The organism is Polaribacter sp. R77954 (assembly GCF_044595335.1).
Classification (GTDB): domain Bacteria; phylum Bacteroidota; class Bacteroidia; order Flavobacteriales; family Flavobacteriaceae; genus Polaribacter.
Window position 1 is genome coordinate 637004 of sequence record NZ_CP138992.1, and the last position, 13110, is coordinate 650113.

Annotated in this window: 11 protein-coding genes and 1 tRNA gene; 7 read left to right on the plus strand and 5 right to left on the minus strand. The window is 29.5% G+C overall.

Translation table 11 applies throughout. From position 1 onward, the window contains the following. Positions 1-41 precede the first annotated feature (41 nt). Both SJY27_RS02780 and SJY27_RS02785 read left to right on the plus strand, forming a co-directional pair. Complete coding sequence (locus tag SJY27_RS02780) at positions 42-2246, plus strand: M1 family metallopeptidase (protein ID WP_397446733.1); 2205 nt, start codon at positions 42-44, stop codon at positions 2244-2246. Between the two features lie 238 nt (positions 2247-2484). Then, positions 2485-2557: transfer RNA gene (locus tag SJY27_RS02785), tRNA-Gly, on the plus strand. Between the two features lie 129 nt (positions 2558-2686). Here SJY27_RS02785 and SJY27_RS02790 read toward each other — a convergent pair. Next, positions 2687-3340 carry a rhomboid family intramembrane serine protease gene (locus SJY27_RS02790; RefSeq protein WP_397446734.1) on the minus strand — a complete coding sequence of 218 codons (654 nt, stop codon included), beginning with the start codon at positions 3338-3340 and terminating at the stop codon, positions 2687-2689. A gap of 82 nt (positions 3341-3422) precedes the next feature. Here SJY27_RS02790 and SJY27_RS02795 point away from each other — a divergent pair, with 82 nt between their 5' ends. Then, complete coding sequence (locus tag SJY27_RS02795) at positions 3423-4340, plus strand: lysophospholipid acyltransferase family protein (protein ID WP_397446735.1); 918 nt, start codon at positions 3423-3425, stop codon at positions 4338-4340. A 49-nt stretch (positions 4341-4389) separates the two neighbouring features. Continuing rightward, entirely contained in the window at positions 4390-5310 is a 921-nt protein-coding gene (locus SJY27_RS02800; protein ID WP_397446736.1) for a lysophospholipid acyltransferase family protein, read from the plus strand. Here the strand turns inward: SJY27_RS02800 and SJY27_RS02805 are convergent. Genes SJY27_RS02805 through glmM form a run of 3 tightly spaced genes read right to left on the minus strand, consistent with a single transcriptional unit; the run spans position 5288 to position 8989 of the window. Beyond that, entirely contained in the window at positions 5288-6754 is a 1467-nt protein-coding gene (locus SJY27_RS02805; RefSeq protein WP_397446737.1) for an aminotransferase class V-fold PLP-dependent enzyme, read from the minus strand. The two genes, SJY27_RS02800 and SJY27_RS02805, sit on opposite strands and share 23 nt — an antisense overlap. An 8-nt stretch (positions 6755-6762) precedes the next feature. Continuing rightward, entirely contained in the window at positions 6763-7557 is a 795-nt protein-coding gene (locus SJY27_RS02810; protein ID WP_397446738.1) for a hypothetical protein, read from the minus strand. Between the two features lie 40 nt (positions 7558-7597). Beyond that, positions 7598-8989: a phosphoglucosamine mutase gene (glmM, locus tag SJY27_RS02815; RefSeq protein ID WP_397446739.1), complete on the minus strand. Its 1392-nt coding sequence runs from the start codon at positions 8987-8989 to the stop codon at positions 7598-7600. Between the two features lie 149 nt (positions 8990-9138). Between glmM and SJY27_RS02820 the strand changes: the two genes are divergently transcribed. After that, complete coding sequence (locus SJY27_RS02820) at positions 9139-9837, plus strand: DUF6090 family protein (protein ID WP_397446740.1); 699 nt, start codon at positions 9139-9141, stop codon at positions 9835-9837. A gap of 173 nt (positions 9838-10010) precedes the next feature. Here SJY27_RS02820 and SJY27_RS02825 read toward each other — a convergent pair whose 3' ends face one another. Continuing rightward, entirely contained in the window at positions 10011-10463 is a 453-nt protein-coding gene (locus SJY27_RS02825) for a cold-shock protein (RefSeq protein WP_397446741.1), read from the minus strand. Positions 10464-10767: 304 nt separating this feature from the next. Here SJY27_RS02825 and SJY27_RS02830 point away from each other — a divergent pair, with 304 nt between their 5' ends. Beyond that, on the plus strand, positions 10768-11439 hold the full coding sequence (locus tag SJY27_RS02830) for a TetR/AcrR family transcriptional regulator (protein WP_397446742.1): 672 nt from the start codon (positions 10768-10770) through the stop codon (positions 11437-11439). Positions 11440-11443: 4 nt separating this feature from the next. Further along, the gene (locus SJY27_RS02835) at positions 11444-13108 is read left to right on the plus strand and encodes a peptidase domain-containing ABC transporter (protein ID WP_397446743.1); all 1665 of its coding nucleotides are present in this window, start codon (positions 11444-11446) and stop codon (positions 13106-13108) included. Positions 13109-13110 lie beyond the last annotated feature (2 nt).

A 13110-nucleotide genomic window follows, 5' to 3' on the forward strand; every position in this document is an offset into this window, starting at 1 on the left:
AAATTCTTAATTTTATGCACGTTAAATACAAATCAAATCAAATGAAAAAAATTTCTTTATTCGTATTTTCTTTATTCTTTGTAGCAACTGCAAGTTTTGCTCAAGAAACTAAAGAAAAAAAGAAAGTACAACAAGGACACACAGATCAAAACAAATTCAGACAAATGAAAGATGTTTTGGCTAGTCCAAACGATCAACGAACAGCTTCTGGAGCTCCTGGTCATCAATATACACAACAAAAAGTGGATTATGTGATGGACATTCGTTTAGAAGAAAGTACCAATAAAATTTATGGTGATGAAAACATTACATACCACAATAATTCAAAAGATCATTTAGAATATTTATGGGTACAATTAGATCAAAACATGAGAGCTGATGATTCTAAAACACCCTTAGCTAAATCTAGTGGAGCTTCAGCTTTTTTAACTCCAGATAATTTCAAAAGCACCTATTTAAAAGAGGGTAAAGGATTTGGATTCAATATTGAGAAAGTTGAAAGTGGTGGTAAACCATTATCTCACTTTATCAATAGAACTATGATGAGAATAAACTTACCAAAACCTTTAGCACCTGGAGAAATTTTTAAATTCAGAATTAAATGGAATTATAAAATTAACGATATTAATAAAGATGGAGGTCGTTCTGGTTTAGAAACTTTCCCTGATGGAAATAACAACTACACCATTGCACAATTTTTTCCAAGATTAGCCGTCTATAATAATGTAGAAGGATGGCAAAACATGCAATTTTGGGGTAGATCTGAATTTGCTTTAGAATTTGGTGATTACGAGGTAAACCTAACTGTACCTGAAGATCATATTGTGGATGCTACTGGTGTTTTACAAAACGAAAAAGATGTATTAACTAAAGAGCAACGTAAACGTTGGGCAAAAGCTAGAAAATCTTTTGACAAACCTGTTTTAATTGTTACACAAAAAGAAGCTGAAAAAGCGGAAAAAGGTCGTGCAACGAAAACAAAAACATGGCAGTTTAAAGCACAAAGAGTAAGAGATTTTGCATTTGCTACTTCTAGAAAATATATCTGGGATGCTATGGCTACAGATATTAATGGCAAAACAGTTATGGCTGTTTCTTTATACCCTAAAGAAGGAAACCCTTTATGGGAAGAGCATTCTACAAGAGCAGTGGCAACTACTTTAGTGGAATATTCAAAAATTACATTCGATTACCCTTATCCAAAAGCAATTTCTGTACATTCAGAACGTCAAGGTATGGAGTATCCAATGATATGTTTCAACTTTGGTCGTCCAAACCCAGATGGAACTTATTCTGACAGAACTAAAAAAGGAATGTTAGGGGTAATTATTCATGAAGTTGGACACAACTTTTTCCCAATGATTGTAAATTCTGATGAAAGACAATGGACTTGGATGGACGAAGGTTTAAACTCTTTTGTAGAAATCTTAGCAGAAGAAGTATATGACCCTGAATTATTTGCATCAAATCCTGCAAAAAACATTACACGTTATATGGGTGGAGATCAGAGTAACATCTCTCCTATTATGTCTCAAGGAGATTATGTAAAACAATTCGGACCAAATGCATATTCTAAACCAGCTGCTGGTTTATATATGTTACGTAAAACAATTATGGGGCCTGAGTTATTTGATCATGCATTTAGAACTTATTCTCAAAGATGGATGTTTAAACACCCAACACCTGCAGATTTCTTTAGATCTATGGAAGATGCTTCTGGTATGGATTTAGATTGGTTTTGGAGAGGATGGTTTTATACTACTGATGTAACTGATATAGGAATCAAAACAGTAAAACCCTTATATTTAACTGATAAACCAAACGAAAGAGTTGCTAAATTAAAAGAACAATACAAACAATATTTTGATAATTTAGGCGATTTAGTATATGTTACAGATAAAAAAGAAGATGCTAACGCTAAAGCTATGGATAAATATGTAGCTGCTGGTACAGAAATACCAAGCTATATCTATTCTGTGGAGTTTGAAAAACCAGGAGGATTAGTAATGCCGTTAATCGTAGAATTAACCTATGCAGACGGAACTAAAGAAAAACAAACTTTTCCTGCTCAAATTTGGATGAAAGATGACAACACTGTAAAAAGAGTATTTTCTTCAACCCAAGAAATTAAAAGCTTTAAAGTAGATCCAGATTTAGAAACTGCTGATGTTGATTTATCTAACAACAGTTGGCCAAAAGAAGAAAAAGACAAATTTGATCAATTTAAAAACAAAGTAAAAGGATAACACATTTTTATCTTTTTATTTGCCTTAAAAAAGCCTCACATTCATTGATATTTCAATAAATGTGAGGCTTTTAAGTTTAGCTTACTAATCCAATCCATATCCTCAAAAATTCGATTGTTTTTTACTGAGAAAGTTTAAAATATAAAATGATATAAAAGAATAGAAATTTTTAAAAAATATTTTAATAATAATTATTGCAAAACTCAAAAATGATTATATATTTGCAGTCCTTTACCATGCGAAAGTAGCTCAGTTGGTAGAGCGTCAGCCTTCCAAGCTGAATGTCGCCAGTTCGAACCTGGTCTTTCGCTCAAAAGACTTAATTAGCAATAATTAGGTCTTTTTTTATGGTTTGAATTTAACCATAATGTACATTTAAATGTGCGTGAATAGCTTATCATAAAAAATAATAAAAGCTTACATCTAACTATTATTTTAAATTAAAATCTTTTTAATTTATCCCCAAAAAAAAGTAATAAAGCAATGGGTATGGCTAAAGCTATCACAAAAATAGAATTTGTTTTAATTAAAACCGGGTTTAAAACAAGTGTTAAAACAAAACCACCAATGGCTCCACCTAAATGGGCTGCATGACCAATATTACCCAATTGTTTTTTCATTCCGTAGATAGAGTATAACAAATAACCTACTGCAAAAATATAACCAGGTATTGGTATCGCAAAAAATAAATACAGCTGCATTCCTGGAAATAATAAAATTGAGGAATATACAATTCCTGAAACTGCTCCAGAGGCTCCAACAGCACTATAATAAGGTTCATTTTTATGGTTATGCAAGGTATAAAAACTACCTGCTAACAAACTTCCAAAATAAATAATTAAAAGAGCACTAACACCCAAAATGTTTGTAATAATGTTTCCAAAAGCATACAAAACATACATGTTTAAGATAAGATGCATCCAATCAACATGCAAAAAACCAGAGCTCAGCATTCTAATTTTTTCACCACCTTTTACCCTATTTATTTGAAACTTAAATTTGTCTAAAAAAGCATAATCATCAAAGCCTTTCATAGAGAATAAAACATTGGCTACGATAATGAGTAAAACAATAGGATTTGAACCATCTAACATTTTACAAAAGTAGCAAAATCCGATTGGTTTTACTATATAGTTTTAATTTTAATACTGATATTTGCAACACTAAAGTACTACAATGCAATTCTTAATTTTCGGAATAGTTTATCCTTTTGTTTGGTTGCTATCTAAGCTACCAATGCGCATTTTATATATTGTTTCAGATATTCTATATGTATTTGTATATTATGTATTTAAATATCGAAAAACCGTTGTTTTAGAAAACTTGACGCTAGTTTTTCCTGAAAAAACTTTGGCTGAAAAAAAAAGAATTTCTAAATATTTTTTTAAGCATTTTACAGATAGTTTTATAGAAACCATAAAAGCAATTTCTATTAGCAAAAAAGAAATTTTAAAACGTTACCAATATAAAAACCCAGAGTTGGTAAAAGAGTTTTTAGACCAAGGAAAAAGTATTGCTTTTGTTAGTGCACATCAAGCTAATTGGGAGTGGTTTGCAAGTGCGCCAATGGTTTTAAATTGTAGAGCGAGAGGTGCTTACACTAGTATTGGAAACAAATATTTTGATAAAATTGTAAAAGATTCTAGAGAGCGTTTTGGGTTTATTTGTTATGAATCTGCAAAAACAGTTAAGGCGTTTTATGAAGATTACAAAGCCCAAAAACAAAGTATTTATCTATTAATTAGCGATCAATCTCCGCAAGTAGAACACACCTTATATTGGGCATCTTTTTTAGGCATAAAAGTGCCTTTTCATGTAGGTGCAGAAAGTTTGGCTAAAAAGTTTGACTTAGTGGTGATTAACTCATCAACCAAAAAGATAAAAAGAGGCTATTATGAAACTGAATTTGAATTGATTTCAGAAAACCCTAAAGATGTTAGCAACTATCAAATTACAGATAAATATATTGAATTAACAGAAAAGCTCATCAAACAACAACCTGAGTTTTACTTATGGTCTCACAAACGATTTAAACATCGCCATCGTTTACAAGAATGGAAAGCATTAAAAAAGAATAAACTCAAAAAAAACTAACTGATTTCTTTGAATTATTAATACGATATTTGCATTCTAATTTTTGTTTATGAATTTTATTATTTTCTGTCTTACATACCCTTTAATTTGGTTGTTTTCTAGATTGCCAATGTTTGTTTTATATTTGATTTCAGATTTTTTTTATGCTTTGTTGTATTACGCATTCGGATACAGAAAAAAGGTGATTTTAAAAAATATAACTTATGCTTTTCCTGAAAAATCAGAAAAAGAAAAAGAAGCAATTGCAAAGAAATTTTATAAACATTTTACTGATATTATGGTTGAGAGTATAAAATCGTTCTCAATTTCTGAAAAGCAAATTTTAAAAAGATACAAATACGTAAACCCTGAACTAGTCAATAAATACATAAAACAAGGCAAAAGTATTGCACTTGTTGGTGCACATTTAGCGAATTGGGAATGGTCTTTTGGGTTACCTTTGGTTTTAGATGTGAATGTTTTTGGGGCTTATAACAAATTAAGAAATGAAACTTTTGAAAAAACTTTAAAAGAAAATAGAGAAAAATTTGGTGTTAAAGGAGCAACTACAGCTGACTTTATTAAAATGATAAAAAGCAATTTTGATAATAATATTCAAGGTGCTTATATTTTACTAAGTGATCAATCTCCATTAGTAGAAAAAACATATCATTGGGCCTATTTTTTTGGCGTAAAAGTACCTGTGCACACTGGTGCTGAAATGTTAGCAAAAAATCATGATTTAGTGGTAATTAACTATAGATCTAAAAAAATAAAAAGAGGATATTTTGAAACTGATTTTGAGGTGATTGCTGAGAACCCTAAAGATTTTAGGGATTATGAAATTACCGAACAATTTTTACGCATTACAGAACGAAATATAAAAGAACAACCAGAGTGTTATTTATGGTCTCATAACCGATTTAAACATAAAGATCGTTTTGAGGAATGGCAAGAAATGCAAAAAGCTAAACAGCAAACCAAGAAGTAACTAAATCCTTCTCAATGGGTGCAACTGTTTTATGCACATAATCGTTTTTCATTGAATCGTATGTATAATCATTAGCCCAATTTTCTATATTTATTGATAATTGATGTAAAGAACTACAAATAAAATCCAATTCTGCATTGTTTATTGTTGGGTGTAAAGATAAACGTACCCAACCTGGTTTTTCTGTATTACAACCCTCTAAAATTTGATGATGTATTTTGGTAGAAGTTTCTTGATCTACATTCAATAAAAAATGGCCATAAGTACCTGCGCAAGAACAACCCCCTCTTGTTTGAATTCCAAAACGATCGTTTAATAATTTTACGACTAAATTAAAGTGATATTTTTCAAAATAAAAAGAAAAAATACTCAGCCTTTTTTTATGATTCGGTGCTAATATTTTTACACCTTTTAAATTCTCTAAGGTTTCAAAAAGAATTGTATTAATTTCATCTTCTCTTTTTTTGATATGTAAAGTGCCCATTTTTTCTTTTAACTGAATAGACAATGCTATTTTTATGGTTTGTAAAAAACCTGGGGTTCCACCATCTTCTCTAGTTTCAACATCATCAAAATAATCATGTTCTCCCCAAGGATTTGTATAACTTACTGTACCACCTCCAGGATTATCTGGCACTGTATTTTTGTACAGTTTTTTGTTAAAAACTAACACACCAGCACTACCTGGACCTCCTAAAAATTTATGTGGCGAAAAAAAAATAGCGTCTAAATACTCGGCTTCTGTTTCTGGGTGCATATTAATATCAACATAAGGTGCACAACAAGCAAAATCTACAAAACACAAACCATTGTATTGATGTATTAATTTTGCCACTTTATGGTAAGGTGTTTTTATACCTGTTACATTAGAGCAAGAAGTTATAGATGCAATTTTTATTTTCCTATCCTCGTATTTTTGAATATATTTTTCAAAAAGCTCTAAACATACCAAACCTTCATCATTACAAGGTACAACTTCTACATCTGCAATGGTTTCTAACCAAGAAGTTTGATTTGAGTGATGTTCCATGTGTGATACAAACACGATGGGTCTTAAATCGTCTGGAATTGTAGTATGATTTTTTAAATTCTCTGAAACTTTTAAGCCTAAAATTCTTTGAAATTTGTTAACAACACCAGTCATACCAGAACCTGTAGTAATTAAAACATCATTAGAATTTGCATTAACATGACGTTTTATAATATTTCTAGCTTCATGATAAGCTAATGTCATAGCTGCTCCAGAAGTAGAAGTTTCTGTATGTGTATTGGCTACAAATGGGCCAAATTCATTACAGATTTTTTCTTCAATGGGTTTATATAAACGCCCACTTGCAGTCCAATCACAATACACCAAATTTTGTTCTCCATAAGGAGAAATGAAGGTTTGGTTCACGCCAATAATTTGGTCTCTAAATTGCGAAAAATACTGCTCTAAATCCATTCTATTAATTATAAAATATTAAATTTTGCTCCAAAAACGATTGTTTTTTCAAAAAACGTAAAATTTTGCGAAGCGGTATCATTTGGATTATTTGAAGTCCTAAGGTTTGTCAAATCTATGTACCCATATTTTAAATCAGATTGCACAAAAAAATGTTTGAACAACGTTACATTTAAACCTGCACCAACAGAAATTCCCCATCCAGAAACCTGAAACTCATCTCTTTCCTTTTGATTAAATAATTTAACATCTGTTTTCGGATATAAAAAACCACCACCAAAACCTTCTGTAATACTTAATTTAAAATTCTCATGGTTCATTCCTATCCAATGCCCAATTTCATCAAATCTTTTTAATTCTAAATTTACATAATTTAAACCATCTGTGTGTTCTAATTGCAAAAACTCATTAATTAAGCGAATATCATCATTATTATAAACACCATCAAAAGGAGTACCTGCATTAATTTCTCCATTAATTTTTACAGTTTGGTAGGTTTGCATTACATATTTCATATGGTCATAACCGATAGAAATGGTATAATTATCGCTTAAAAAATAGCCCAATCTAAAATTTGTTTGTGGGTTGGTAATTTTTACAGGATTCAAATAATCATTAAAAGTAAATTGAGTAATTCTATCTTTAGCAACTACATCTTGCAGAGTAAAATCATAGTTTTCTCCTTTAAAATTAATATCGGAATTAGAATAACTAGCTCTGTTCCAACCCCAATAGATAAAAAGTTTCCCTTTATTTGTAGATTTTTTGGTGTTAACTTCTTGGGCTACTATTGATATTGACATCAATATAAATAAAAAAGTAATGGTTTTTAATTTCAAAATATTATGCAATTATATTTTTAATTTCATTGATAAACCTTACAGCCAAAGCATCTGCAGCTTCTTGCGATTTTGCTTCTGTATAAATTCTAATAATTGGCTCTGTATTAGATTTACGTAAATGAATCCATTCTTCAGCAAAATCAATTTTAACACCATCAATAGTATTTACATCTTCGTTAGCATACGTTGATGCCATGGTTACTAAAATTTTATCAACATTAATTTCTGGAGTCAACTGAATCTTATTTTTACTCATGTAATAATTTGGGTATGAATCACGTAGAGTTTTACAAGATGTTTTTTGATGTGCTAAATGCGATAAAAACAAAGCCACACCAACCAACGAATCTCTACCATAATGAGAAGCAGGATAAATGATTCCACCATTTCCTTCTCCCCCAATAACAGTATTGGTTTCTTTCATTTTTATCACCACATTTACTTCTCCTACAGCAGAGGCTGTATATTGTCCTCCATGTTTTTCGGTAACATCTCTTAAGGCTCTAGAAGACGATAAGTTAGACACTGTGTTTCCTCCTCCTAATCGTCCTAAAACATAATCTGCACAAGCTACTAAGGTATATTCTTCACCAAACATTGTACCATCTTCAGACACAATTGCAAGTCTATCTACATCTGGGTCTACAACAATTCCGAAATCTGCTTTTTCTTGTATTACCAATTCAGAAATATCGGTTAAATGTTCTTTTAAAGGCTCTGGATTGTGAGGAAACTGACCATTTGGTGTACAGTACAACTCTATACAAGCTACATTTAATTCCTTTAATAAGGCTGGTATAAAGATGCCTCCTGTAGAGTTTACACCATCTACTACTACTTTAAAATTGGCTTTTTTAATAGCTTCTACATCTACCAATTCTAAATTTAAAACTTCTTGAATGTGTTTTTGTAAGTAAGAATTGTTTTTAGTATAGGTCCCCAAATCATCAACTTCTGCAAACTCAAAATCTTCACGTTCTGCCAAAGCTAAAATTTGTTCTCCATCTTCACCATTTAAAAATTCACCTTTTTCGTTTAATAATTTTAGTGCATTCCATTGTTTTGGATTATGAGAAGCAGTTAAAATAATACCTCCATCAGCTTTTTCTAAAGGCACAGCAACTTCTACAGTTGGTGTGGTTGATAAACCTAAGTCTATTACATTTATTCCTAAACCAACTAAGGTATTGGCCACCAAACTCGAAATCATTTTGCCAGAAATACGAGCATCTCTACCAATTACAACTTCTATATTTTTTTTGTTAGGATTTCTTTTTTTTATGAATGCTCCGTAAGCAGAAGCAAATTTTACAGCATCTACAGGTGTTAAATTATCAGCAGTTTTACCCCCAATAGTTCCTCTTATACCTGAGATGGATTTTATTAAAGTCATAGTATAAATTTGTAGACACAAATATAATTGATTTAAAGCGATATTTTTTGAAATTGTTATTATTTGATAAGGGTAATTTGGTAACAAATAAAAAGAATTATTTTTCTAATTTACATTTTTACTATCTTTAAAACTTTAAGAAAAATTCTATGATTCATTTTTTTAGAAAGATGCGTAAATCTTTATCAGAAGAAGGTAAAATAACAAAATACATTAAGTACGCTATTGGCGAAATTTTTTTGGTGGTTATTGGTATATTAATTGCTTTACAGATTAATAATTGGAATGAAAATAGAAAAGCAGATGAGAATGAAAGGGTTCTTTTATCTAAACTCAGAGAAGAAAATAATTTAAATCTAAATACCTTACAAGATTATGTAACGTATAGAGATTCAATTTCTGGAATAATAGCTGATTTTATAACTGTTATTACTAGCAAAAATATTCAAAGTAATACATTTAAAATTCAAAATTATTTAGAAGCTATTTTGGCATCTACTATTTACACTTTTACACAAAGCAACTTATTAAATTATATAAATACCTATAACAACAAAACATCTTCATTAAATAGGGAGTTGACCACGCTTCAATTTTATCAAAAAGATTTAGAAATGGCTTCAACAAAAGGTATAGATATAAAAATTGAGAATGTTTACAAAACTCTAGAAAATAGTATTGATTTTACTACTGGCGAAATAAAATCTTTTGAGATGCTAACATCTTTAAAATTTAGAAATAACATGATTTTTGTTGCTAGTGCTGAATATGATATTTCTTTACAATTTAAAAAAACTTATCGTCAAATTAAAAAAGTAGACTCACTCATATCTATTAAATTAAAATGATGCCAACTTTAACTATAGGGCTATCTTAAAACTACGAATCATTTTTTATTTACAATTTAATAGTTTGATGAAGATATAATATTTTGATTTCGAATTAAAAAAACATCAATCATAAAAAAACATCCAAGAATTTATCTTAGATGTTTACTAATTTTAAAGAAATTTAGCTTTCTTTAAATCTTTTTAACTTTTACAGCATTCATCCCACGCATTCCTTTTTCTAGCTCAAAAGAAACTTTATCGTTTTCTGCAATTGTATCAATTAAACCACTAACGTGTGTAAAATATTTTTCGCCATTATCTGTATCAATAATAAAACCGAAACCTTTAGAAGAATCAAAAAAGTTTACTTTTCCTTTTCTAACAGGATCTTCTTCTGGTAAATCTTCTTTTTTTGTTGTTGATATTTGAATATCTTCTAACTCATACTCTACCTTTAATTCTGGATCTGGTGGAGTATCTGTTAAATTTCCATTATGATCTACGTAAGCAAACTGAATACCTGAAGTTCCTTCAGCCTCTTTGGCTGCCTTTCTAGCTTCCATTTTTTTACGCTTGTCTTCACGTTTTTTTAAACGCTTTTTTTCTTTTTCACTTTTACTAAATGTTTGTTGCGATTTTGCCATTAACTATATAACTCTGTTTTAATTTGATTTTAATCCTGTTCTCGAAGAAATCTTAATCTGCTAAAAAGCTTTAGCCTTTGTAAATTTTTACCTAAACTAAAATTTAGATAAATTAATGATAATAATAGTTCTTTAAAACTTCTCAGTTCTACAAAGATATCATAAAAATAGACGTTTTCAAAATTCATTTCACGATAAAACTCATTTTTGTTATTAATGTATAGATGTTAAAAAAATACTAATAAAAAAAAATCCTTTTATTTTCGATAGTAATGCTATTATATTTGCAACTTAATATTTTATAATGAAAGATTTATTATCCTCTTTAAAAATATCTGTGCCCAGCAAGATATATATTAAAGATCCTGAAACTTCTGAGTTAGGGAAACGAATTATAGAAAGTAGTATTGTTTTAATTAATAACATTGGTTTTGAAAGTTTTACTTTTAAAAAATTGGGCAAAATAATTGGTTCTAACGAAAGTTCTATTTACCGATATTTTGAAAGCAAACATAAACTACTTTTATACTTATCTTCTTGGTACTGGGCGTGGTTAGAATACCAATTGGTTATAGAAACCTTTAGTATTTCTGACAAAAACGAAAAGTTAGTAAAAGCTGTAGAAGTTGTAACCAGAACTGTAGAAGAAGACAGTAATTTTTCTCATATCAACGAAACTTTGTTATATAGAATTATAGTTAATGAAAGTTCTAAATCTTTTTTAACTAAAAAAGTAGATAAAGACAATAAAGAAGGATATTTTGAAATCTATAAAAGGTTAATTAATAGATTAGAAGTGATGATTGCAGAAGTAAAACCGAATTACAAGTTTGCAATGAGTTTGGCAAGTACTATTTTAGAAGGAGGTTTGCATCAACATTTTTTAAATGAGCATTTTCCGTCTATTACAAATTGCAAAGCAGGCCAAACACCAACTGATTTTTACCAACAATTAGTTTACAAAACACTCAACTAAACTTATGGAAAATAAACAACTAACTCCATGGAAAAGATTTATTAATCTTGTAAAATTGGAGAAAAGAGATATATTTCAAATTTTTTACTATGCAATTTTTGGCGGTTTTGTGGCGCTAACATTACCTTTAGGCATACAGGCTATTATTAATTTAATTCAAGGTGCTCAAGTATCTACATCTTGGGTGGTTTTGGTAGTTGTGGTAACTTTAGGTGTTATTTTTTCTGGAGCTTTACAATTAATGCAGCTACGAATTATTGAAACAATACAACAAAGAATTTTTCTGCGATCTTCTTTTGAGTTAAGTTATCGTTTTCCTAAAATAAAAATGACAGAATTGCGTAATTTTTATCCGCCAGAATTGGCAAATCGTTTTTTTGATACGCTAACCATACAAAAAGGATTATCAAAGATTTTAATTGATGTACCCACAGCATTATTACAAATTATTTTTGCTTTAATTTTGTTGTCATTTTATCATCCGTTTTTTATCATTTTCGGTATCCTTTTATTATTGTTAATATTTATAGTCTTTAAATTTACGGCTCAAAAAGGTTTGCAAACAAGTTTAATGGAATCTAAAATGAAATATAAAGTTGCTCATTGGATTCAAGAAGTTGCAAGAACTGTAGTAAGTTTTAAACTTTCTGGAAACACCAATTTGGCAATGACAAAAAATGATTATTTAGTAAATAAGTATTTAGAAGCTAGAGAAAATCACTTTAGAATACTTATACTTCAATTTACTCAAATGATTGGTTTTAAAGTGGTGGTAACTGCAAGTTTATTATTAATTGGTGGAGCTTTAGTATTAAGCCAAGAAATGAATATTGGGCAATTTGTAGCTGCAGAAATTATTATTTTATTAGTTATACAATCTGTAGAGAAATTAATTATTGGTCTAGAATCTTTCTATGACGTTTTAACTTCTATAGAAAAAATTGGTCAAGTTGTTGATAAAGAACTTGAATCTCAAATAGGAGAAAAACCAATTTTTAAAGATTCTTTTGCCATAGAATTAGATGATGTTTGCTATAAAGTACAAGATAGAAACAAACCTATTTTAAACAATATCTCTTTTAATTTAAAACCTTCTAGCAGAATTTTAATAATGGGAGAAAGTGGTGCTGGAAAATCGACTTTATTACGATTAATTTCAGGAATAAATCAGCCTACTTTGGGTAATATTTACATTAACAATTTATCGTTAAATAGCTTAAATTTAAATCATTATCGTTCTCAACTTGGTCTTTCACTTTCTGAAGAAACCCCTTTTGAAGGCACATTAAGAGAAAACTTAATTTTTGGCACTAGTAGAGCTAAAGACCAACTTGTTTTTGATATTTTAGATATTGTTGGTTTAAATCAGTTTATAAAAGAACAACCAGATGGTTTAGAAACTGTGATTTATCCAGAAGGTAAACAAATGTCTTATACAGTTGCCAAAAAGCTAATATTAGCAAGGGCTATTATAAAACAACCTAAAATAATGATTTTAGAAGATCCTTTAGACCAGTTTAATTTAGATGAAACACAACGCATAATTTCTTATTTAACAGCACCAGAAAGACCATGGTCTTTAATTGTAGTAAGTAGCAAAAAAAGCTGGCGTACACAATGTACACAAACCATTACTTTAGAAAAAGGTCAAATTAAATCTATAAACTAAGA